Source organism: Brucella sp. LJL56 (assembly GCF_054871705.1).
This window is the reverse complement of the sequence record NZ_JBTXLQ010000007.1, coordinates 172,229-193,741: the sequence shown is the minus strand read 5'-3', so window position 1 is coordinate 193,741 and position 21,513 is coordinate 172,229. Positions and strand designations below refer to the sequence as shown.

Below are 21,513 nucleotides of genomic sequence, written 5' to 3'. Positions count from 1 at the left end.
ACATTGATCCACTAGCGGCACAGCTATCAGATACATTATAAGGCGTCCATGAATGACGAAACCGCTCCAACGAATAAAAGTCAGGGAAAAGCCGAGCTTCGCCGCGGCTGGACGACTGGCGCCTGCGCGACCGCTGCCACAAAGGCTGCATTGACGGCGCTCATCACCGGGGAATTTCCCGATCCTGTCGGCATAATTCTGCCCAAAGGGGAAGTACCCTATTTCCTGCTTGCCTATGAAGGGCTCGGCGAAGGCTATGCGATGGCAGGCATCGTCAAGGATGCGGGCGACGATCCCGATGTAACCCATGGCGCTACGATCATCTCAACGGTATTCCCGGCTCCGCCCGGAACCGGCGTTATCTTTCGCGCCGGTGAAGGCGTCGGCACAGTCACACGCCCCGGCCTGCAAATCCCTCCGGGCGAAGCGGCCATCAATCCGGTTCCGCGCCGTATGATGACGGAAATATGCGAACAGATTTGCGCTGAATATGGTCTGCCCGCCGATCTTGTCATTACGATATCGGTGCCCGGCGGCGAAGAGATTGCCAAGAAGACATGGAACCCACGCCTCGGAATCGTTGGCGGTATTTCCATTCTCGGCACCACCGGTGTGGTCCACCCGTTTTCCTGTTCGGCCTGGATTCATTCGATCCATCGCGGCATCGACGTTGCACGCGCAGCCGGTCAGAAACACGTACTCGGCGCGACCGGTTCGACGTCCGAAGACGCCGCGCAAGCGCTCTATGATCTACCGGACTTTGCAATTCTCGACATGGGCGATTTCGCAGGCGGTGTGCTCAAATATCTGCGTGACCACCCCATCGACAAACTTACAATCGCAGGCGGCTTCGCCAAGCTGACAAAGCTCGCCCAAGGTGCTCTCGATCTCCATTCCTCACGGTCGCAAGTGGACAAGAGCTTCCTTTGGCGCATTGCCGAAAAGGCTGGTGCGCCGGAAAGCATGAAGGATCAGATTCTCTTTGCGAACACTGCGCTGGAAGTGCTTGAACTGACTCAATCAATTGGCATCAACATGGCCACGCCAATTGCGCTCAAGGCGAAAGAAATAGCACTCGAAACCCTTCGCGGCGCGCCCGTGGAAGTTGAGATTATCGTGACTGACCGCAGTGGAAATATCCTTGCGCGCGTCTGACCCCAAGATACTCATTCTGGGTGGAACAGCCGAGGCTGCCGCACTTGCAACGGCCTTTGCGGAACTGCCCGTCAATGCCATTACCTCGCTTGCCGGACGCACCAGCAATCCAGCGAAACTGACCGGAACGGTTCGAAGCGGTGGTTTCGGTGGGGCGGATGGCCTTGCCACCTATTTCGATAGCGAAGGAATCGATCTCGTCATCGATGCTACCCACCCCTATGCCGCGCGCATTTCGCAAAATGCAGTCCAAGCAGCAAGCAAGCGCGACATACCATTGGTGAGGCTGGAACGTGCCGCCTGGGAGGAAAAGCCAGAGGACCACTGGATCGACATTTCCGATGAAACCGAAGCAGCAAATGCTATTCCATGCGGCGAGCGCGTGTTTCTGGCACTCGGTCGCCAGCACATTGCGCCTTTCGCGGAGCGCGCCGATGTTCATTTCGCCATCCGCATGATCGATCCGCCTGACGTGGCCCTTCCTCCGAATTGCGAGATCGTTCTGGCAAGACCCGGCGATTACGCTGCGGAAAAGCAGTTTCTGGAGGGTCGCAAGATCGGGCTGATCGTCAGCCGCAATTCAGGCGGCACCGTTTCCTATGCCAAAATCGAGGCTGCCCGTGCGCTTGGACTTCCCGTCATGATGATTGCCCGCCCGCCGGTTGCGGCCAGAAACGTTGTCGCCTCGCCGGAAGATGCAATCGCATTCGCCCGCGCAGCGCTAGGCTTTTGAACGCGCCACATGGCTGTGCGCCTCATGATAAAGCGCTGAATCACGAAAGCTCTTGGGGTCCAGTCCGCGCCCGACAAAAATCATTGCCGTACGTTTCAGCCCGGACGCAACAACCTTCTCCGCTATATCCGACAACGTGCCGCGCAAAATCTGCTCATCTGGCCATCCAATGCGATAGGCAATGACGACCGGGCATTCGGCACCATAAAGAAGTGTCAGCTCGGCCTCGATTTTGGCGAGGTTTCGGATGGAAAGATGAATGACCAGCGTCGCACCGGACCGCCCGAGCGTGGCGAGGTCTTCGCCTTCGGGCATCGCCGACGATTTCATCGAGGTGCGGGTCAGAATAATGGTCTGATTGACCTCCGGAATGGTCAATTCCTGCTTCATGGCGGCAGCAGCAGCGGCAAAGGCTGGCACTCCCGGCGTCACGTCATAAGGAATGTCGAGACTGTCCAACCGACGCATCTGTTCAGCCATAGCGCCATAGATCGACGGATCGCCGGAATGAACTCGCGCAACGTCGAAACCTTGCGCATGTGCGGCTTCCATTTCAGCAATAATCTCGTCAAGGGTCAGCGATGAACTGTCGACTAGACGCGCATCCTTCGGCGCTCCGGCAACAACCTCCTTCGGCACCAGCGATCCCGCATAGATGCAGACAGGACATTGCTCGATCAGGCGCAGACCGCGCACGGTGATAAGGTCTGCCGCGCCGGGGCCAGCGCCAATGAAATGAACAGTCACGATTTTCCCTTCCTGAACTGCGGACATGACTTTCCACGGTGTCGAAAGTCAATCCGTTTCCGGCAGCAACTCTTCGATATCGTTGAAGATCGATTGCCATTCTTCGTCCGTCAGTTCGAAGAAATTGAAACTACGCAGCAGGAAGGCGCCTTCATTGGCTATGAAGGCCAGCCGAGCCTTGCGCCCTTCCGGTGTGGAAACATCAAGCCCATCCCATTGCTTGCGATACCAGAGGCGGGTTTCATCCAGATATTCGGTATTCGGAATGAGACTGGTCATCATGGCTGCGAAGCGCGAATCATCCTCGGCATCGCTTTCGCGGGTCACACGAATATGAGCGGCAATATGAGAAAGCGCGTCCATGCGGCCCTGCTTTTTCTTGGCCACCTGACCATCGAAACGGTCGCCCCACCGCCCGATCATCGCTTTTAAAAGCCCGTCCTTATTGCCAAAACAATATTGAACGCCCCCTTTGGTCACACCGGAAGCCTGTGCGACGGCGTCCATGGTCAGGGCCGCCAGACCGCCTTCAGCGACGAGCTTTTCCGCCATATCAAGCACATGGTCGCGGTCGATTGAACGCGGCCTGCCCATTTTGTACAAATTATTACTTTCCATACAGACGGATTTATATTAAGTGAGCCCTCCTTGCAAGTTTGAATACAAGCGTATTGAAAAGGTACTAACCGATGTTGCCGAAAAATCGCTGGCTGGTTCTGACTATTGTTTCCAGTGCATTGTTCCTGATCGTCGTCGATATGACGGTGCTTTACACGGCGCTGCCCCGCCTCACCCACGATCTGGCAGCCAGTGCTTCGGAAAAGCTCTGGATCATGAATATTTATCCGCTCGTCGTTGCGGGCCTTCTGCCTGGCCTCGGCACGCTCGGTGACAAGGTCGGCCACAAACGCATGTTCATGTCGGGATTGGCGATCTTCGGGCTTGCCTCCTTCTGCGCAGCTTATTCACCAAACCCAGAGTTTCTTATCGCCGCCCGCGCATTTCTGGCTTGCGGTGCCGCTATGATGATGCCAGCGACACTCTCTATCATTCGGCTGACATTCACCGATGATAAAGAGCGTTCGCTTGCGATCGGCATTTGGGCGGCTATTGCATCAGGTGGTGCAGCTATCGGCCCTGTGGCAGGCGGCATTCTGCTTGAATATTTCTGGTGGGGATCGGTCTTCCTTATCAATGTGCCCGTTGTGCTGGTCGCGCTGGCATTCTCCGTCTTCACACTTGAAAACCGTCCGCTCGGATCGAAGCGCAAATGGGATTTGATCGGTTCTGTCCAGATCATGGTTGGACTAATTGCGCTCACCTATGCCGTGAAAGAGCTCGCAAAACGCGATGCGTCGATGATCGTGTTCGGAGCTGCGCTGACAGTCGGGCTGGTCGCCTCGTTCATCTTCGTGCGCAGGCAACTCGCAAGCGACGAACCGCTGATCGACTTCTCCCTGTTTAACAACAGGCTGTTTTCGATGGGCGTTTTCGCGGCCCTTGTAGCCTCCGGATCTATGACAGGTATGGAACTTGTCTTCAGCCAGCGCATGCAGCTTATCGAAGGCATGACGCCCTTGCATGCAGGATTGTCGATCTTGCCGATCCCTCTGGCTGCCTTCGTTGCAGGTCCGCTTGCCGGTATCATGCTGCCGCGCCTCGGGGCTGGCAGACTCCTGTGGTCGTCACTGGGGATCACGGCGCTTGGCGTCATTGTCTATATTCTGACCTACAAGACTTCGGCGTCGTTTTATCTGGTCGGGCTTGCAATTCTCGGCTTCGGGGTCGGTGCGACCATGACGGGTGCATCATCGGCAATCATGACGAACGCACCGGTCGAAAAGGCAGGCATGGCGGCTTCCGTTGAAGAAGTCTCCTTTGAACTCGGCAATGCGCTCGGTGTCACGGTTTTCGGAAGCATTCTGTCCGTATTCTACACGGCAAGCCTTGTGATTCCTGAAGGCGCAGGCATCCCCGCAATTGTGCGCGACAGTCTGGACGAAGCGCTTCTGGTGGCTCAATCTCTACCGCCAGCAGATGCACAAACTCTGACAGTACTGGCATCGGCGGCTTTTGAGAATGCTTATGTTGCCGTCATCATGGCGACCGCAGCTCTGCTCTCGGTTGCTACGCTGGTAGCCTACATTATTCAGTGGCGTAAAACGGTTACCGCATAATACAGGCTCAGGACCGGGCAACCGCCAAGGCGGCAGTTGCCCGGCCGAGTGCAATTTTCTCTACGACAAGAAAACCATCGGGACCGATAGCAGCAAGTGCAGCGGATTCAGCAACGCCATGACATCCGACAGAGCGAAAAACAGCTTCCGATGGGTTTTTGAGACGTGGTGTTTCCTGTTCCAATCGCTCGGCATCGAAGAAACAAAGTGCACATTCATAATGCGCGGCAAGCTCAGTCCATATCGGATCGCCCAGCTTGGTGCTCAGGGTCGATATGGCATCAGGCCGCGAACCGGGACTTCGTGACAACACCTGATCGGCCAAGGTCAAAAGCTCGTCGAATGTCACACCCGACGAGCCCCCCATGCCAAGGACTGTGTTGTAGTTCCTAGAACCCACAGGGCGACGACTGGCGCGCTTTGTGCAGCTCTTCCGGCTTCACTCCGAGCGTATCGGCAATGCGCTGGATCATCGTTGCCTCGGAACGATCAAGCCGATGATCGGAACAGGCAATCTTTACAAGATCACTAAGCAATGCCAGACGGCGCTCCGGCGCCATCTCCGCCAGCATGTTGGCTGCCTGCTTGGTTGTCGTCTCGTAGGCGAAATCCTTGAGATACTCAGCCACTTCCGGAAGCTCTTCCGGCGGAATGCCGAAATTCTTTTCGGCAATTTCCTTGAACGCGGCTATTTCAGCAGGATGCTGGTCGCCATCGGCAAACACCACATGCAACAGCAAAAGCAGTTCAGAAGCGAGCGCCGGATCGTCGGCTACACGCTGCACGGCGCTCTTCTTGCTGAGAAAAGCGGTAATCCGCTCAAAAATGCTCTCGCTCATGGAACCCCTCAAAACTGTCAGTCAGCATATAATGAATAACGCCGGATGCATTGGAAAACAATCTCGCTCAACACACTGGCTTTCTTTACAGATTATTATTGTTCGACTGGCGTTCACCCAGCCACTGCTCTATGTTGCGCCAACCTCTCCTTTAGGCTCCCCCGATGCTTGAATTCTTCGACACGCTTACCCTGCTCCTGACGGCGGCGGCATTCATTGCCGGGATCATCGATTCCATCGCCGGCGGCGGCGGAATGATTACAATCCCCGCCTTGTTGCTGGCCGGAATTCCACCCGTTGAAGCGCTGGGCACGAACAAGCTGCAAGGTCTGTTCGGTTCATCATCGGCAACCATCGCCTATGCGCGAAAAGGACACGTCAATATCAAGGAACAGTGGCCCGAAGCCCTTGCATCGCTCGTCGGCTCAGTGTTCGGCGCATTACTCGCAACGGTTCTGCCGGTCGACATCATGCGCACAGCGTTGCCGATCCTTCTCATCGCGATTGCGGTCTATTTTGCCATCAAACCGAGTCTCGGCGATGTCGACCGCACACGACGCATCGGCCCGTTTCTTTTCGGCGTAACGCTTGTTCCGCTGATCGGTTTTTACGACGGTCTCTTCGGCCCCGGAACCGGATCGTTCTTCATGCTCGCTTTCGTGGCACTTGCCGGTTTCGGTGTGCTGAAAGCCACGGCGCACACGAAGCTTCTCAACTGTGCATCCAATATCGGCGGCTTCGCAACCTTTGCCGCGGTCGGTGTCATCAACTGGAAGATCGGCATCTGCATGGGCGTAGCCCAGTTCATCGGCGCGCAGATCGGCGCAAGCCTCGCCATGAAGGTCGGCTCGCGCATCATCAAGCCGCTTTTGATCGTTGTCAGCCTGGCGCTGGCAGTTCGCCTTCTGATGGACGGAACCAATCCACTGCGCCAGTGGGTTGGTTTCTAAACCCGAAGCGCAACCAGCACCACGCCACAGCCGATCAGCAGAATGCCAAACCAGTTGATGGTCGACATCCGTTCGCCAAGGAACGCCGCACCGAACAGAGCCACCAGCACGACCGACAACTTGTCGATCGGTGCGACGCGCGATGCGTCACCGATCTGCAAGGCCCGGAAATAGGCAAGCCACGACGCGCCAGTGGCCAGCCCTGAAAGCACCAGAAACAGCCACGATCTTCCGGAAATTTCGCCCGGCTTCTGCCATTGGCCGGTAACGGTCAGGAACAGGCACAAAGCGCCGATGATAACCAGCGTGCGCACGAGCGTGGCAAAATCCGAATTGATGCCCTGAATGCCTATCTTGGCGAAGATCGCCGTCAGCGCGGCAAAAACCGCCGACATCAGCGCCCAGAATTGCCAGCTATCCACCATTGAAGCATTTCCAGCAAAAGTGTGAAACGGTTTTGCGCAGGATAATGCGCAAAAGAAAAACTAGAATTCAATGCCTTTCTGCGCCTTCACACCTGAGCGGAACGGATGCTTTATCATCTCCATCTCGGTCACAAGGTCTGCCGCTTCGATCAGCTCGTCCTTGGCATTGCGGCCGGTAATGATGACATGCTTCATCTCCGGCTTGGCTTTGAGAACTTCGATCACTTCCTCGACCGGCAGGTAATCGTAGCGAAGCACGATATTCAGCTCGTCGCAGAGCACCATATCGTAGCTTTCATCCATAATCATGGCTTTGGCTTGTTCCCATGCTCCACGCGCCATGGCGATATCTCGCGTGCGATCCTGTGTTTCCCAGGTGAAGCCTTCGCCCAGCGCTGAAATCGTCACCTGCTCGGGGAATTTTTCGAGCACCCAGCGTTCACCCGTATCCCACGACCCCTTGACGAACTGCACGACGCCGATCTTCATTCCGTGGCCCAGCGCACGGAAAACCATCCCGAAACCGGCGGTCGACTTGCCCTTGCCTTTACCGGTATGGACGATCACCAGCCCTTTTTCTTCAGTCTTTGTCGCCTGAATCTTGTCGCGGGCGGCTTTCTTCTTGCGCATCTTGTCCGCATGGCGTGCATTCAATTCCTCTTCCGTCATCGAAAGAAGTTTTTCCGATTTCTCAGCCATTTACCGCCCTTTCCGGATTCAATTTTTGAAGATTTGAGCTCAATGTTTCCAGCTCGAACCGCGCAGAGTTAGAGCGAGGCGTCCAGAAGCCGCGCAAGATAGCATCGTTGAGTTTGGCTGCCGTCTCGGCAAGTGCTGCCGGGTTTTTCTCGGCCATGAAATCATGCACCGACTTATCGGCGATATAAGCCTGATAGACCGCCTCGAAATGATGGTTCCCGACCTTGCCGGTGGTCGCCGCGAAGGCGAACAGATAGTCGACAGTTGCCGCAATCTCTGCCGCACCTTTATAGCCGTGGCGCATGACGCCTGCGATCCACTTCGGATTGGCTGCGCGCCCACGTACGACGCGTGAAAGTTCTTCTTCCAATGCCCGGATCACGGGCTTTTCCGGGCGGGAGTGGTCGTTGTGATAGACGGCAGGCATTGCGCCGCTCAAGCTTTCAACGGTCGCAGCCATCCCGCCTTCGAACTGGTAGTAATCATCGCTATCAAGAAGGTCGTGTTCGCGATTGTCCTGATTTTGCACAACAGCCTGAACCGAACGCAGCCGTTCCTCCAGAAGGCCGCGTTCTGCCTGCCCTTCCTCACCTGCACCATAGGCGTAACCGCCCCACACAAGCCAGGCTTCCGCCAGATCGTTGCGCCCGGTCCAGCCGTTCTCGTCGATCAAGGCCTGCAAGCCCGCTCCGTAAGCGCCAGGTTTGGACCCGAAGACACGATAGCCCGCACGCCGCTCCGCTGTCTTTTCGTCTGCCCCGTCTGCAACGAGACGCGTCTGCTCAATCCGCATGCGCACTGCGATTGGATTGTCCTCGGCATCTTCATCGAGAGCCCCGACTGAGCGCACGGCCTTGTCGAACAGCGCAATCTGTTCCGGAAACGCGTCGCGGAAGAAACCGGAAATGCGCAATGTCACATCGACACGTGGACGGCCAAGTTTTGCAATCGGAACAATTTCATATCCGGTTACCCGGCGTGACGCCATATCCCAGACCGGTTTGACGCCGATCAGCGCCAGGGCCTGCGCGATGTCATCGCCGCCAGTGCGCATATTCGATGTGCCCCACGCGGTCAGGCCAAACGATGTCGGCCATTCGCCATGATCCTGCGTATAACGGGTAATCAGGAGTTCCGCCGATTTGCGTCCAAGTTCCCAAGCCGCCGGAGTGGGAACGGCCCGACTATCGGTGGAGAAGAAATTGCGACCGGTTGGCAGTACATCGGGACGACCACGCGTTGGCGCACCGGATGGTCCCGGCGGCACAAACCGCCCGCCAAGTGCGGCAAGAAACCCATCTATCTCCGAAGGCCCGCAGGAAACCACCATGGGGCGCAGATGCTCCTCTATGGACTGGAGAACCGCCCGCGTCTGTGACCAGTCTGCGGGGCATTTTATTTTGCCTGCAACAAGGCTGGCCGCCAGCAATTCGATACGCTCCACCGTATCGCCCGCAATGCGCCATGTTGCAGGGCTCGCGGCGCTCAAGAGTTCCGGTTTGGCACCCGTCCACGCCTCTGCCATATTGCAGTCCAGTGGATCGAATGTGTCGCCAAGCCCGCAATCCGCAGCGATTGCACGCTGGAGACTTTGATCTCCCGGTGCACCACCAAGCGAAACCGGAACACCACGCGGCACACGCGCCAAAGCAACCAGAAGATCGGTCAGCAACCTGCCTTCAGGCGCCAGCCCGAAAATATGCAGACCGTCGCGTATCTGCATTTCCTTGAGATCGCAGAGATAGGCGTCGAGCTTTTGCAGCGCCATGTCTTCATCATCATGGTCGTGAATGCCCGCATCGCGATCAAGCCCGATGTCGCGCACAAGATCGAGTATCTGTCCTTTCAATCTGAGCAGGCGGCGCGGATCGACTCCGGAGGCTTCGTAATATTCGTCTACCAGCGCTTCGAGGTCTTTCAGCGGCCCATAACTTTCGGCGCGTGTCAGCGGCGGCGTCAAGTGATCGATAATAACCGCACTGGCGCGACGCTTAGCCTGCGTGCCCTCACCCGGATCATTTACGATGAAAGGATAGATATGCGGTGTAGGACCGAGCACGGCCTCGGGATAGCAGTTTTCGGACAGCGCGAGCGCCTTCCCCGGCAACCATTCCAGATTGCCATGTTTGCCCATATGCACAATCGCATCAATGCCTGCGGCCTCACGCAGAAAAGCATAGAAAGCAATATAGCCGTGCGGCGGCACCAGATCGGGCGAGTGATAAGTCTCTTTCGGGTCGATGTTGTAGCCGCGCGCGGGCTGAATGCCCACGAAGGTTTCACCCAGCCGCATCAATGGCAATGCGAAAGCGACAAGCTCCTGCGCAAAATAAGGGTCATTTTCCGGCGCACCCCAGCGGCCTTCGATTTCCTTCTGAATCGCAATGGGAAGTCTTTCAAAGAAAGCCTTGTATTGATTCAGTGAAATCGTTTCGCGTATCTCGCGCCCGTCACGCGCAGCGTTGGTCGGGCCTGCCGTCAAGGCACGCATCAATGCATCACCGTCCACGGGCAGGTCAGCGACGGGATACCCGCCCTTCGCCATGGCGTGCAGTACTTCGACCGTTCCGGCTGGCGTATCGAGCCCTACCCCGTTTCCAAGCCGCCCGTCGCGGTTCGGATAATTGGCGAGGATAAGTGCGACACGCCTTTCATCGGGTGATTTTCGCTTCAACCGCACCCAGTTTGCAGCGAGTTCCACCACAAAGCCCACGCGGTTTTCATGTGGCTCGTGGGTTACGATATTCGTTTCCACTGCCGCGTCGAACTGTTTTGCCGACTTGAAGGAAACAGCGCGCGAAAGCACGCGCCCGTCCACTTCGGGCAAAGCGACATTCATCGCCAGATCGCGCGCCAGCAAGCCCTGCTGTGAGGTTTCCCAAACCGCCTTCGGCGTGCCGGAGAAAATCACCTGCAGCACCATATTGCTGCGCTTGTCCAGCACGGTGGGCTTCCGCTCAGCGCCCGGCGAAGAAATCGCAAATCCAGTAGCATTCAAAACGATATCCGGCGGACAATCCTCGAACAGACCATCGACGACCGCCGCCGACAATCGATCCTTGAGGCTCGAAACGAATATCGGAAGCGGATTGAGGCCTTTCGCCTGCAAAGCAGCAATCAGCGCATCGACGGGCTGCGTTTGTCCGCTCTGCACCAGCGCCCGATAAAAGATGATTCCAGCCACAGGTGCTTTTGCATCGCTCCAGTGCGAGCCGATGCTGTCCAGCGAGGAGACATGCTCTCCCGGCCACCACAGACCAGCCTTGAGCAGCGGTGCTGCACTTTCCGGCTTCTCGGAACCTGAAATCAGCGCAGCGCAATAGTGAAGGAATGCGCCGGTATTCGCCGCACCGCCCTCGATCAGATACTGCCAAAGTTCATTTCGTTCATGGGCGGATATAGTCGAAAACCGGTCCAGCCCGTGATCAGGCTTGTCGTCTCCCGGCAACACGGCAATCTTGATACCGTGATTGACGGCACATGCATGCAGTGCTTCCAGCCCGTAAGGCCAATAGGTCTCGCCACCAATGATGCGCACAACGATAAGCTTGGCATATCTGGCGGTGCGCTCCACATAGGCGTCAACCGACATGGGATGGGTAAGGCTCAGGAAATTGGCCAGCCGTAGACTCGGTAGGCCTGGCGCAAGCTTATGCGCCTGCGCCAGACTGGCAAGTTCGGTATCAGCGGCGGAAAGGAACAATATCTCTCCCGGCGTTTGGCCGAGATCGACGGCTTCATTGCCGTCGCTGATTGTTCCTTTCTGGGCAAGAAGAAGATGCATCGGTCAGACAGCGTCTTTCACTGCCTTGGCGATGGCTGCTTCATCGATGTCATGCAACCCGATCACAACCAGTCGCGTGGAGCGCGCTTCATCCTTGCCCCATGGACGGTCGAAATAATGCTCGATGCGTGGGCCGACTGCCTGCACGACCAGACGCATCGGCTTACCCGGCACATCGACAAAGCCCTTCAAACGAAGGATATCGTGCTCTGCAATGACTGCTTTCAGCTTTTCCGTGAATAGCTTGGGATCGGTCACAGAGCCAGCTTCGACCACGAAGCTCTCGAACTCGTCATGATCGTGCTCATGTCCATCTGCATGATGGATTTCATGGTGGGATTTGCGGTTGGCGATGTCGTCTTCAGTGCCAACGCCAAGGCCGAGCAAAACATCAGCTCCAAGTTTGCCAAAGCTCGCAGGAACCATGTTCACCCGGCGCGACGAACGCTCGGCCACATCGGCCTTAACACCGTCAAGCATTGAAGCGTCAATCAGATCGGCCTTGTTGAGGACAATCAGATCGGCTGCATGAATCTGATCTTCAAAAAGTTCCTCTAAGGGGCTTTCATGATCAAGAGATTCGTCCGCTGCCCGCTGTGCATCAACCTTGTCGTGGTCATCAGCAAAACGGCCTTCGGCGACGGCTGCCGCATCAATCACGGTTACCACACCGTCGACTGTTACCTGCGTCTTGATTTCCGGCCAGTTGAATGCGGCGACGAGTGGCTGCGGCAATGCCAGACCGGAGGTCTCGATCACGATATGATCGGGACGATCAGCGCGATCCAGAAGCTTGGTCATGGTCGGAATGAAATCATCGGCAACGGTGCAGCAGATGCAGCCATTGTTGAGCTCGATCACATCTTCTTCGCGGCAGGCCTCGATACCGCAACCTTTCAGAATACCGCCATCAACACCGAGATCACCAAACTCATTGATGATCAACGCGATGCGTTTTCCGTTGGCGTTTTCCAGCAGGTTGCGGATCATCGTCGTTTTGCCCGAGCCAAGAAAACCCGTAATGACTGTCGCGGGAATTTTCTGTCCCTGCATCGATTTATCCCTTCATCTTGAGCGGCAGCCCTGCCGCCATGAAATAAACTTCATCCGCAACCGCGGCCACTGCCTGATGCATAAAGCCTGCATGATCGCGAAATTCCCGTGCCATGCGATTTTCCGGCACGATCCCAAGTCCAACTTCGTTCGAAACAAAAACCACAGGTCCAGCAAGGTCCGGAAAGAGGGCAACAAGACTCGCGGTCTCGGTCGCTATATCTCGTTCAGCCATCATCAGATTGGTCAGCCACAAGGTCAGGCAATCGACCAGAACGAACCGATCCTCGGCAGCGTGCAATCCAAGTGCACCGACCAGATCAAGCGGCTCCTCCACCGTCTGCCATTCAGAACCACGTCGGTCGCGGTGAATGGCAATGCGGCTTTCCATTTCCTTGTCGAAAGCGCGTCCTGTTGCCAGATAGAGTGGTTTAAGCCCCGATGTCTCAACCATCTTTTCGGCATATGACGACTTGCCCGAACGGGCTCCGCCGAGGACCAGAACCGATTTTCCCGGCGAAGCCATTTTCATCAACCTTCAATCTCGGACGATGCATAGTGCTGGATGAACCAGCCGAGTGCGAGGCCGATCACCGCCCACATGAACAGGTTAGTCGCCAGCGATGCGACTGCATATTGCGAAGCAAGCAACGACGGAATCGGCGATGAAGTATCTTCCGGATGCGGTGCGCCATAGAGATGCGGCGCCACGATCAGCACCAGCCCAAGGATCTTTGCCCAGATTTCCTGGCGCAACATGATGAGATAGAGCCCCAGACCGCTGAGCACCACGGTTGCAATCCACCAGAGCTGACGTTCGGCTAGATCAGCGGCAGGCATTGCCGGTAGTTCCGGCGATAATCCCAATGCAGGCAGAAACGCGACCGCAAAGAAGCCCGCAATACCCCAATAAATACCATTCTGCATTGTAATGCGGCGACCGAGAAGCAAGGCTACGCCGCCCAGCAGGAGGGCAAAACCGGCTCCGGCAACAAGATTGGCAAGAAGCGTATTACCCAGCCGCCCAAATGGCAGTTCAGCCCCTTCTTCTTCCGCATCTGCGGCAGCGGCACCATGATCGTGTGGTGCGGCTTCCGCTTCACCATGGCTATGGCCACCGCCAGCCTCTTCATAGGTTTCGGCCTGTAGGATCAAAGGCACGGTCTTCAAATACATGGCGGGAGTAACCAGCAGCCCGGCCAGAAGACCGGCGGCAAGCGTCGCCAATAAATAACGGATCAACATTTCTGTCCCTCAATAGCAATTTCGCGCCGATGGCCATCCACCATCGAGCCTTGCTTATTCAATTCCGAAAGATGGTCGACTGCTCAGTGGCAGGGAAAACCATAGGAATGACGCGTGTCATGTGCCGAATCGTGCAGCGCGTCGGAATGGGCAAGCCCCACGCCATAAATCAGGAACGCGCCGAGAAGCAGTGAAACGACAGCCGTGCCCAGACGGGCAGCGAGCGGCATTGCAAGTGTGCTGGAAACAGAATTTTGAGTACGTGCAGCCATGACAACCTCCGTGCAGGCAGCAGGGAAAAACCTCCCATGGGGTTCAGGCTCAATGCCCTCACGCAACAGGCAGGTCTCCTGGCTCACGGGTCGTAAGGATTGAAGCTACCTTCCCAGAAGTTTCAAACTCCCAGTGGCCACCGGTTGCCCGGCTTGCCTCATCCCTCTCCGCTCTACAGTCGCGGGGTCGGCTGCGATAAAGACGCCCGGCATGGGTCCGTCCGTCGCATTCCCTTTTGGTATTACCGGGATTCGTCCCGGCAAAACCTGTTGCATGGTTCCAACACTAGGCTTTCGGCCCATCGGCGTCAATCGTAGCCGACACGTATCGGACGTGGAACTGATTTTCACCTCAAGTTAAACAACGCATCAATATCAAGACAGGTTTCCAGCTCCCCGGCCAGTTCATCCAGTGCGGCCTCGACACCAGCGCGGTAGTTCACTGAGCTGCCGCGTACGCCAAGGCTCTCCAGAAATCGCCTGCGGAACTCGTCTGTGTTGAAAACACCATGAAGATAGGTTCCCATGATGCGCCCGTCCGGCGATATCGCTCCGTCGTCATGCCCGGCAATACGCGCAAAGGGCCTCGCCACATCCGGTCCAGTCGTACGCCCGATATGAATCTCATAGCCTTCCAGCGGCGTATTATGGAGAAGCGAGGTTGCCTCCACATTGCGGACCACTTTTTCAGGCTCCATCAGGGTTTCGACATCCAGAAGTCCAAGCCCTTGAATATCGCGTATATGCCCCTCAATACCGGCAGGGTCGCTGATATGACGACCAAGCATCTGGAACCCGCCGCAGATGCCCAGCACATGGCCACCTCCTCTGACATGGGCAGCCAGTTCTCGATCCCAGCCATTGTCGCGAAATGCCAGCAAGTCGGCGATCGTTGATTTGGTTCCGGGCAGAATGACAAGACCTGTATCGTCCGGGATACTGGAACCCGGCGGCACCATGACCACCTCGACGTCAGGTTCGGCTTTCAACGGATCCAGATCATCGAAATTGGCGATACGTGGCAGCATCGGCACTGCAACCACGAGCGACTTCTTGTCTCCGCGCGTAGCCCGTTCAAGAACGACCGAATCCTCAGCAGGTAATCGCGATACCGCTTTCAGCCACGAAACCACGCCAAACGAGCGCCAGCCGGTAAATTGGGTAATGGCAGTGAGCCCGTCATCGAAAAGAGAAATATCGCCCCGGAACTTATTAATGAGAAAACCACGAACCATCGCGCGGTCTTGCTCGGACAAAATAGTATGGGTGCCGACAAGGGACGCGATCACACCACCTCTGTCTATGTCACCGACCAGAACCACGGGAACGCCGGCCTGCGTGGCAAACCCCATATTGGCGATGTCGCCAGCACGCAGATTGATTTCTGCAGGTGACCCTGCCCCTTCCACCAGCACAAGGTCCGCGCCTTCGCTGACCTTGGCGAAGGATTCCATGACTGCCGCCATGAGCTGCGGTTTTAGTTCCTGGTAATAACGTCCGCGCGCTTCACCCCGCACTCGGCCCTGCACGACGATCTGACTGCCCATGTCTGTCTGCGGCTTCAGGAGCACCGGGTTCATATGGACGGAAGATGGCACACCGCAAGCAAAAGCCTGCAGCCACTGGGCCCGACCTATTTCACCGCCACCGTCGCTGACTGCTGCATTGTTGGACATGTTCTGCGGCTTGAAAGGGCGAACGTTGAGACCACGATTACGTGCAGCACGGCATAGTCCGGCAACAAGAACACTTTTGCCGACGTCCGAACCCGTTCCCTGAAACATGATTGCGCGTGTCATGGACTGCTGCGTAGCTTAAACTGAACTCGCTGGCAACGGAGCCTCATCCAGCCACCGTCTATGCAAAAATGCGCATCAGTTTATTACAAATGTGAGCAACATTATTCCAATGGAGCGTTGGCAGTCTCACAGGGGTATGATCTAGTCCGGTGACGAAGTGCAGTGCTACGGGGAGGAAACCATGGATGCTGCCGACCAGAACCAGTTCGAGCTGAACGAAGATCAGCTTGCCATTCAGGATATGGCGCGGGGCTTCGCCAGTGATCGTGTCGCCCCGCAGGCTTTGCAATGGGATCGTGACAAGCACTTTCCTATTGATATCCTGCGCGAGACGGGACCACTCGGCATGGGTGGCATTTATGTGCGCGAAGATGTCGGCGGATCGGCGCTAAACCGGCTGGATGCCGTGCTTATTTTTGAAGCTCTGGCAACTGCATGCCCTTCATTCTCGGCCTTCGTTTCCATTCACAACATGGCCGCATGGATGATCGATACATATGGCAATGAGGAGCAACGTCAGCGCTTTCTACCGAAACTCGCATCTATGGAATCGCTTGCCAGCTACTGCTTGACTGAGCCCGGATCCGGTTCGGATGCAGCGGCACTCAGGACGCGCGCCACACGCGATGGCGACCACTATGTCCTCAACGGTTCCAAACAGTTCATTTCCGGTGCGGGTGCCACGGATGCTTATGTGACGATGGTGCGTACCGGCGAGGACGGCCCCAAGGGAATTTCCACCATCGTTGTGCCAAAAGATGCACCCGGCCTTTCTTTTGGTGCCAACGAATTCAAGATGGGCTGGAACGCACAACCGACGAGAACCGTCAATTTCGACAATTGCCGCGTCCCGATTGGAAATCTTCTCGGCGAAGAAGGGTCAGGTTTTCGAATAGCAATGGCAGGGCTTGATGGTGGCCGCCTCAACATTGCTGCCTGCTCGCTCGGCGGCGCGCAATCGGCGCTCGACAAGGCACTGGAATATTGCAGCCAACGCAAGGCCTTCGGCCAGACAATCGATCGTTTTCAGGCATTGCAATTCCGCCTCGCCGACATGGAAACTGAACTCTCGGCCTCGCGCCTCCTTCTTTACGCCGCAGCAAGCAAGCTGGATCGCAAGACCCACGATGCTGGTAAGTGGTCGGCCATGGCCAAACGCTTCGTCACCGATAAGGGGTTCGACGTGGCGAATGAAGCACTGCAGCTCTTTGGCGGCTATGGCTATCTTCATGAATACGGAATCGAAAAAATCGTCCGCGATCTGCGCGTGCATCAAATTCTGGAAGGCACGAACGAGATCATGCGTGTCATTATCGCACGCCAGATGATCGGACGTTGAGTTTGGAGCGTGCTCCAAGTTAACAACCGCCAAGGGAGGAATTCAATATGGCCACAATAGCATTTATCGGCCTTGGCAATATGGGCGGCCCGATGGCTGCAAATCTCGTGAAAGCTGGTCACACCGTCCGCGGCTTTGACCTTTTGCCACAGCACCTCGAAGAGGCGAAAGCAAATGGTCTCTCGATCGCTGCGAGCGCATTGGATGCGGTGGCTGATGTCGACGTGGTGATCACCATGCTACCAGCGGGAAAGCACGTCCTCTCCGTCTATGAAGACATTGCGCCAAACGCTCGAAAAGACTCACTTTTCATCGACTGCTCGACAATCGACGTAGACTCAGCGCGCAAGGCACATGAGCTGGCAGCGAGCCACGGGCATCTTTCCATCGACGCCCCCGTTTCGGGCGGCACCGGCGGTGCTTCCGCAGGCACACTGACCTTCATGGCCGGTGGCAGTGACGATGCGTTCAAACGCGGAGAACCGGTCTTGCAGCCCATGGCCGGAAAGATTGTTCATTGCGGTGGCGACGGTGCCGGACAGGCTGCCAAGATATGCAACAACATGATTCTGGGCATATCGATGATCGGTGTCAGCGAGGCATTCGTTCTGGCTGAAAAGCTCGGCCTGTCACATCAGGCGCTCTTCGACGTGGCTTCGACGTCGTCGGGGCAATGCTGGTCGTTGACGACTTACTGCCCAGTTCCAGGCCCAGTTCCGACATCACCGGCGAATCGGGACTACAAACCCGGTTTTGCTGCTGCTTTGATGCTAAAAGATCTCAAACTCTCGCAGGAAGCAGCCCAAAGCGCCGGCGCCGAAACACCGCTCGGAGCGCACGCACAGAAACTTTACAGTCTTTTTGATGGCGAAGGGCATGGCGGCGAAGACTTTTCTGGTATCATCAACTACCTGCGCGCCAAATCCGGGACCGAGTAAACAATTGCCCACGCAAAAAACTTGCATTGTTTAGATTTGCTTAAGTCTCTGATAACCGTACGGTAACGATGTTGAGCTAGAAAGGAGCACGAGACGGGTTTACCCGGCTCGACGCTCCGGATCTGGTACTGCGTACCGGAGCTCAGTATATCCCGCCAGTGTATTGTTCGGCGGAGATGCCATGCGTAATTGGCAAAACCGTGCACCTCTGGCAGCGCGGTTTTTGCCATTTCAGCCTGCAAACAGTTGCCTGAATTTGGCCGGTTGCCCTTGATCTCAAGGGAATGCACAATTACACGCCTTTGTTACAAAGCTTTTTGAGCAGTCCGATTGAAATCCGGACATAATCCTGTGAAATGCAGACTGCTTCCAATGAAGCCTGCCACGCAGGCGATTTTTATTCAGGGCAATGAGTTTGACCGCACAACGATCAGCCACCGCTGCTTCTACTGCCGACAGGAAGCTTTTCGGCCTGCCTTTGGCTGCAATTTTCGTGCTGTGCTATTTCGCGCTTCAAACCATTCTCGTCACCGTCGTTTCCAACGGCGCTGGCCTCGATGATGCCGAACAACTGGCCAATATCGGTTATCTGGACTGGGGCTATGGTGGATCTCAGCCCCCTCTTTATACATGGATTACCAATCTGGCGGCGTCAGTGCTGGGCACGTCGATGCTTACACTCCAGATCGTGAAGTTCAGCATCCTTGCAAGTCTGTTCCTGAGCGTTTACGGCGCAATGAGGCTGTTGGGCTTCTCGCGTATTGTTGCCTCGGCCAGCATGCTCGGATTGTTTCTTATTCCGCAAATCGGATGGGAATCGCAGCGTGCGCTGACGCATTCTGTTGCGGGCACGGCGGGCTGTGGCTGGGCGTTTTTAGCTTTCGCCTGGCATATGCGCACGCGCAACACCGTTTCCGCCGCCGCGCTGGGCGTTGCCATGGCGGCAGCCATTCTCGGCAAGTTCAATGCCTCATTCTTCCTGATCATGCTGATCGTGACGGGACTTCTCATTCCCGAATATCGCCGGATACTGCTCTCCAAACTGAGCTTCGTTACGATCCTGGCATTTGCGGTCTGCTTTGGACCGACCGCACTTTGGATGTTTGCGCACAAATCGAGTGTCATGGCACGCGCGAACAAATTCGAAATCGGCGCTTCCGGCAATGTTCTCTATGATCGGCTGATGGGTGTCGAAAGCCTGATAGAGGCAGCGTTTCTGTTCGCTATCCTCGCTCTTGCGATCGCGGGTATTATCGCAATCATTCACTGGAAGAAGAAAACTGCACCGTCGGTGCCCCTTACCACCGGCGAGAAGTTTCTGCGCCTTCTGATCCTGGTCGGGTTGATTATTGTTCTCGTTGGCGTTGTCGTGACTGGCGCGAATAACGTGAAGGACCGCTGGCTGCAGCCAGTCCTGTTCCTCACTCCGGCACTCATGGCCAGCCTTTTGGCACGTTATCGGACCGGAAACAGAGCTTTGATTGACTACGCTGCTGTGAGCGCCGTCGTCGCCCTGATCGTCCCGCCAGTATTGAGCTATTATCTAACCTATGGCTCCAACTCTCCGCCTTACGGCCAGCTCGACTATCGGCATTTCTATGAAGAGGTACAGGCGAAAGGCCCGTTCAAGACGATCCTGACGGACAACGCTCAGATACCGGGCAATTTCAGATTGTTTGATGCATCCTTATATGTCGTGCATCCTGAAACGCCGGACGTCAGAGCCCATTTGACGCCGCCCGTACTCGTCCTGTGGTTTGGTGGAGCTACACCCAATGAGCGCATTGCAAGGCTTTTGCAAAATGCGAACATCGCGGTGCCTCAAGATGGCATCGTCACCACGGACATTGAATACAAAACGTGGCCAGACAAGCACGTCACCGTCAGCTATTTTCTGGTACCGTAATGAAAAGGCCCGGGAAAACCCGGGCCGTCTGCTCTCTTATTCCACGGTTTCTTGAACCGCATGGGCGGTGCCCTTCACGTCGCGACCAACGCCGCGAACAGTATTTGCGCAGGACGCAAGCGTGAATGCGCAGAGAACAATAGCAATTGGGACAAGTCGGGTCAGCTTCATGACAGTCTCTCCAATGGGATGCGCGATTCTGTCGTTTTTAAAGAGACAGACGCATAGAGTTCCAAATCTATTCAAACCAGTTATGCCTCCGCCACACAAGAAGCCCTGCCCGGCATCTGGCGGTGAAGCCGATTCATTCGGCTGTCACAAAAGAAATCTAGCGCAGCGTTTTTCGCTGGCAAGAGAATGCATTAGTTCCAATCCCAATAAACTGTGATCTGCTGTCAGCTAGAGCGAAAAGCCTCAAACCGACCGGAGCGACGATAGCCCTCGAACACACTTCGCAAATGGTCGGCAACGACCTGAATATGCGGCCCGGCTTCCGGCTTCACAACCATGCCAAGCTGATAACGCCCCAGAGCGGGCAAACCATGTTCCGGCCCCAGAGCAACAATCCCATCGCTCAAGAGAGTTTTACCAAACGGCGCGATCGCAAGATCGGCCATGATCGCGGCCCTCTGTCCTGTCGAATGCGAACTCATATAGGCAATACGGTAAGGGCGACCGCTGGTCTCAAGCGCTTCAAGCGCACTGCCACGCCAGGCGCACCCTTCTTCCCAAATAGAAAGAGGCAGAGGTTCCCGACGATAAGCCGTGCCACACTTGGCACCGGCCCAGACGAGTTCTTCGTCCAGTAGAACCTCCACATCACCCTTGTTCAATATCGTATGAGATATGTTGATCAGCGTGACATCGAGCCGTCTCTCATCGAGCCGCTTGCGCAGGTTACTGCTCTGATCGATCACCACATCAACCGTTACGCCCGGATGGGTTTCCGCAAAGCGCTTGAGAACAAGCGGCAAAACACATTCGCCAATATCGTCCGGCGAGCCGAGGCGCACCACGCCGGTAACGGTAGGCGCGACGAACTTCGATACGGCCTCTCGATTGAGAGCCAAAAGACGACGTGCATATCCGAGAAGGACCTCACCGTCGCTCGTAAGCGTAACCGAACGCGCATCACGATCGAAAACCGCAACACCAATCTGTTCTTCCAGTTTCTTGATCTGCATCGAAACGGCGGAAGGTGTGCGGAACACAGCATTCGCCGCAGAAGAAAAACTTCCCGTATCGGCAATCGCCACAAATGTGCGGAGCACATCAATATCGAGCATTGGGAGGGGGTGTTGAACGGGCGCTGTCATGACGGACTCCGTTTTTCTGCTCATTGTTCAAATTTTCTGATCTTAATCCTTTCTATATTTCGTTTGATTGAACGTCAAGTGGGATGCACATTTAAAACACGAACAAGCAAAGCTGCAGCGAGCGTATCAACTGAAC

Annotated in this window: 21 protein-coding genes and 1 riboswitch; of the genes, 7 read left to right on the top strand and 14 right to left on the bottom strand. The window is 56.0% G+C overall.

The features are described 5' to 3' along the window. Positions 1–48 precede the first annotated feature (48 nt). Together ACYSN1_RS17985 and ACYSN1_RS17980 are read left to right on the top strand one after the other, a co-directional pair. Positions 49–1,155, top strand: coding sequence for a cobalt-precorrin-5B (C(1))-methyltransferase (locus tag ACYSN1_RS17985; protein WP_461726935.1), 1,107 nt, complete (start codon positions 49–51; stop codon positions 1,153–1,155). After that, entirely contained in the window at positions 1,142–1,888 is a 747-nt protein-coding gene (locus ACYSN1_RS17980; protein WP_461726934.1) for a cobalt-precorrin-6A reductase, read from the top strand. The genes ACYSN1_RS17985 and ACYSN1_RS17980 overlap by 14 nt, the downstream gene beginning before the upstream one ends. On the opposite strand, the gene cobM is transcribed toward ACYSN1_RS17980, so the two are convergent. Next, the gene (gene cobM, locus ACYSN1_RS17975; RefSeq protein WP_461726986.1) at positions 1,877–2,635 is read right to left on the bottom strand and encodes a precorrin-4 C(11)-methyltransferase; all 759 of its coding nucleotides are present in this window, start codon (positions 2,633–2,635) and stop codon (positions 1,877–1,879) included. The two genes, ACYSN1_RS17980 and cobM, sit on opposite strands and share 12 nt — an antisense overlap. A 48-nt stretch (positions 2,636–2,683) precedes the next feature. Further along, entirely contained in the window at positions 2,684–3,229 is a 546-nt protein-coding gene (locus tag ACYSN1_RS17970; RefSeq protein ID WP_461726985.1) for a TetR/AcrR family transcriptional regulator, read from the bottom strand. A 95-nt stretch (positions 3,230–3,324) separates the two neighbouring features. Here ACYSN1_RS17970 and ACYSN1_RS17965 point away from each other — a divergent pair, with 95 nt between their 5' ends. Then, positions 3,325–4,812 (top strand): MFS transporter, encoded by a 1,488-nt coding sequence (locus ACYSN1_RS17965; RefSeq protein ID WP_461726933.1) that lies wholly within the window; start codon positions 3,325–3,327, stop codon positions 4,810–4,812. A 7-nt stretch (positions 4,813–4,819) separates the two neighbouring features. Here the strand turns inward: ACYSN1_RS17965 and ACYSN1_RS17960 are convergent, their stop codons facing one another. After that, complete coding sequence (locus ACYSN1_RS17960) at positions 4,820–5,179, bottom strand: cobalamin biosynthesis protein (protein WP_461726932.1); 360 nt, start codon at positions 5,177–5,179, stop codon at positions 4,820–4,822. 22 nt (positions 5,180–5,201) lie between these two features. Next, positions 5,202–5,651: a tellurite resistance TerB family protein gene (locus ACYSN1_RS17955; protein WP_105542145.1), complete on the bottom strand. Its 450-nt coding sequence runs from the start codon at positions 5,649–5,651 to the stop codon at positions 5,202–5,204. Positions 5,652–5,815: 164 nt separating this feature from the next. On the opposite strand from ACYSN1_RS17955, the gene ACYSN1_RS17950 reads away from it, so the two are divergent. Next, complete coding sequence (locus tag ACYSN1_RS17950) at positions 5,816–6,601, top strand: TSUP family transporter (protein WP_461726931.1); 786 nt, start codon at positions 5,816–5,818, stop codon at positions 6,599–6,601. Here the strand turns inward: ACYSN1_RS17950 and ACYSN1_RS17945 are convergent. The 8 genes from ACYSN1_RS17945 to ACYSN1_RS17910 all read right to left on the bottom strand — a co-directional run bounded on the left by ACYSN1_RS17945 (position 6,598) and on the right by ACYSN1_RS17910 (position 15,878). Beyond that, a complete protein-coding gene (locus tag ACYSN1_RS17945) occupies positions 6,598–7,026 on the bottom strand; it encodes an EamA family transporter (RefSeq protein ID WP_176038129.1) in 429 nt (142 codons plus the stop codon). The two genes, ACYSN1_RS17950 and ACYSN1_RS17945, sit on opposite strands and share 4 nt — an antisense overlap. A 60-nt stretch (positions 7,027–7,086) precedes the next feature. Continuing rightward, the gene (cobO, locus tag ACYSN1_RS17940) at positions 7,087–7,725 is read right to left on the bottom strand and encodes a cob(I)yrinic acid a,c-diamide adenosyltransferase (protein WP_461726930.1); all 639 of its coding nucleotides are present in this window, start codon (positions 7,723–7,725) and stop codon (positions 7,087–7,089) included. Then, complete coding sequence (gene cobN / locus ACYSN1_RS17935) at positions 7,718–11,509, bottom strand: cobaltochelatase subunit CobN (RefSeq protein WP_461726929.1); 3,792 nt, start codon at positions 11,507–11,509, stop codon at positions 7,718–7,720. The genes cobO and cobN overlap by 8 nt, the downstream gene beginning before the upstream one ends. 3 nt (positions 11,510–11,512) lie before the next feature. Beyond that, complete coding sequence (gene cobW, locus ACYSN1_RS17930) at positions 11,513–12,562, bottom strand: cobalamin biosynthesis protein CobW (RefSeq protein WP_461726928.1); 1,050 nt, start codon at positions 12,560–12,562, stop codon at positions 11,513–11,515. A 4-nt stretch (positions 12,563–12,566) separates the two neighbouring features. Then, the gene (gene cobU / locus ACYSN1_RS17925; RefSeq protein WP_461726927.1) at positions 12,567–13,088 is read right to left on the bottom strand and encodes a bifunctional adenosylcobinamide kinase/adenosylcobinamide-phosphate guanylyltransferase; all 522 of its coding nucleotides are present in this window, start codon (positions 13,086–13,088) and stop codon (positions 12,567–12,569) included. A gap of 5 nt (positions 13,089–13,093) precedes the next feature. Continuing rightward, positions 13,094–13,807 (bottom strand): CbtA family protein, encoded by a 714-nt coding sequence (locus ACYSN1_RS17920; RefSeq protein WP_461726926.1) that lies wholly within the window; start codon positions 13,805–13,807, stop codon positions 13,094–13,096. 83 nt (positions 13,808–13,890) lie between these two features. Further along, complete coding sequence (locus ACYSN1_RS17915) at positions 13,891–14,079, bottom strand: CbtB domain-containing protein (RefSeq protein ID WP_140022176.1); 189 nt, start codon at positions 14,077–14,079, stop codon at positions 13,891–13,893. A gap of 51 nt (positions 14,080–14,130) precedes the next feature. Then, a riboswitch (cobalamin riboswitch) is annotated at positions 14,131–14,365 on the bottom strand. A 61-nt stretch (positions 14,366–14,426) separates the two neighbouring features. Beyond that, positions 14,427–15,878, bottom strand: coding sequence for a cobyric acid synthase (locus ACYSN1_RS17910; RefSeq protein ID WP_461726925.1), 1,452 nt, complete (start codon positions 15,876–15,878; stop codon positions 14,427–14,429). Between the two features lie 181 nt (positions 15,879–16,059). On the opposite strand from ACYSN1_RS17910, the gene ACYSN1_RS17905 reads away from it, so the two are divergent. The 3 genes from ACYSN1_RS17905 to ACYSN1_RS17895 all read left to right on the top strand — a co-directional run bounded on the left by ACYSN1_RS17905 (position 16,060) and on the right by ACYSN1_RS17895 (position 20,061). Beyond that, positions 16,060–17,217 (top strand): isobutyryl-CoA dehydrogenase, encoded by a 1,158-nt coding sequence (locus ACYSN1_RS17905; RefSeq protein ID WP_461726924.1) that lies wholly within the window; start codon positions 16,060–16,062, stop codon positions 17,215–17,217. Positions 17,218–17,264: 47 nt separating this feature from the next. Next, complete coding sequence (mmsB, locus tag ACYSN1_RS17900) at positions 17,265–18,155, top strand: 3-hydroxyisobutyrate dehydrogenase (protein WP_461726923.1); 891 nt, start codon at positions 17,265–17,267, stop codon at positions 18,153–18,155. Between the two features lie 409 nt (positions 18,156–18,564). Continuing rightward, positions 18,565–20,061 (top strand): ArnT family glycosyltransferase, encoded by a 1,497-nt coding sequence (locus tag ACYSN1_RS17895; protein ID WP_461726922.1) that lies wholly within the window; start codon positions 18,565–18,567, stop codon positions 20,059–20,061. Between the two features lie 36 nt (positions 20,062–20,097). Here the strand turns inward: ACYSN1_RS17895 and ACYSN1_RS17890 are convergent, their stop codons facing one another. Both ACYSN1_RS17890 and ACYSN1_RS17885 read right to left on the bottom strand, forming a co-directional pair. Next, a complete protein-coding gene (locus ACYSN1_RS17890; RefSeq protein ID WP_461726921.1) occupies positions 20,098–20,232 on the bottom strand; it encodes an entericidin EcnAB in 135 nt (44 codons plus the stop codon). Positions 20,233–20,456: 224 nt separating this feature from the next. Further along, a complete protein-coding gene (locus ACYSN1_RS17885) occupies positions 20,457–21,377 on the bottom strand; it encodes a LysR family transcriptional regulator (RefSeq protein WP_461726920.1) in 921 nt (306 codons plus the stop codon). Positions 21,378–21,513 lie beyond the last annotated feature (136 nt).

Bases quoted from the DNA above. Each gene is read 5' to 3' on its own strand.
- ACYSN1_RS17985 (WP_461726935.1), top strand. From the start codon at position 49: ATGAATGACGAAACCGCTCCAACGAATAAAAGTCAGGGAAAAGCCGAG.
- ACYSN1_RS17970 (WP_461726985.1), bottom strand. From the start codon at position 3,229: ATGGGCAGGCCGCGTTCAATCGACCGCGACCATGTGCTTGATATGGCG.
- ACYSN1_RS17965 (WP_461726933.1), top strand. From the start codon at position 3,325: ATGTTGCCGAAAAATCGCTGGCTGGTTCTGACTATTGTTTCCAGTGCA.
- ACYSN1_RS17960 (WP_461726932.1), bottom strand. From the start codon at position 5,179: ATGGGGGGCTCGTCGGGTGTGACATTCGACGAGCTTTTGACCTTGGCC.
- ACYSN1_RS17955 (WP_105542145.1), bottom strand. From the start codon at position 5,651: ATGAGCGAGAGCATTTTTGAGCGGATTACCGCTTTTCTCAGCAAGAAG.
- ACYSN1_RS17950 (WP_461726931.1), top strand. From the start codon at position 5,816: ATGCTTGAATTCTTCGACACGCTTACCCTGCTCCTGACGGCGGCGGCA.
- ACYSN1_RS17945 (WP_176038129.1), bottom strand. From the start codon at position 7,026: ATGGTGGATAGCTGGCAATTCTGGGCGCTGATGTCGGCGGTTTTTGCC.
- cobO (WP_461726930.1), bottom strand. From the start codon at position 7,725: ATGGCTGAGAAATCGGAAAAACTTCTTTCGATGACGGAAGAGGAATTG.
- cobN (WP_461726929.1), bottom strand. From the start codon at position 11,509: ATGCATCTTCTTCTTGCCCAGAAAGGAACAATCAGCGACGGCAATGAA.
- cobW (WP_461726928.1), bottom strand. From the start codon at position 12,562: ATGCAGGGACAGAAAATTCCCGCGACAGTCATTACGGGTTTTCTTGGC.
- cobU (WP_461726927.1), bottom strand. From the start codon at position 13,088: ATGGCTTCGCCGGGAAAATCGGTTCTGGTCCTCGGCGGAGCCCGTTCG.
- ACYSN1_RS17920 (WP_461726926.1), bottom strand. From the start codon at position 13,807: ATGTTGATCCGTTATTTATTGGCGACGCTTGCCGCCGGTCTTCTGGCC.
- ACYSN1_RS17915 (WP_140022176.1), bottom strand. From the start codon at position 14,079: ATGGCTGCACGTACTCAAAATTCTGTTTCCAGCACACTTGCAATGCCG.
- ACYSN1_RS17910 (WP_461726925.1), bottom strand. From the start codon at position 15,878: ATGACACGCGCAATCATGTTTCAGGGAACGGGTTCGGACGTCGGCAAA.
- ACYSN1_RS17905 (WP_461726924.1), top strand. From the start codon at position 16,060: ATGGATGCTGCCGACCAGAACCAGTTCGAGCTGAACGAAGATCAGCTT.
- mmsB (WP_461726923.1), top strand. From the start codon at position 17,265: ATGGCCACAATAGCATTTATCGGCCTTGGCAATATGGGCGGCCCGATG.
- ACYSN1_RS17895 (WP_461726922.1), top strand. From the start codon at position 18,565: ATGAGTTTGACCGCACAACGATCAGCCACCGCTGCTTCTACTGCCGAC.
- ACYSN1_RS17890 (WP_461726921.1), bottom strand. From the start codon at position 20,232: ATGAAGCTGACCCGACTTGTCCCAATTGCTATTGTTCTCTGCGCATTC.
- ACYSN1_RS17885 (WP_461726920.1), bottom strand. From the start codon at position 21,377: ATGACAGCGCCCGTTCAACACCCCCTCCCAATGCTCGATATTGATGTG.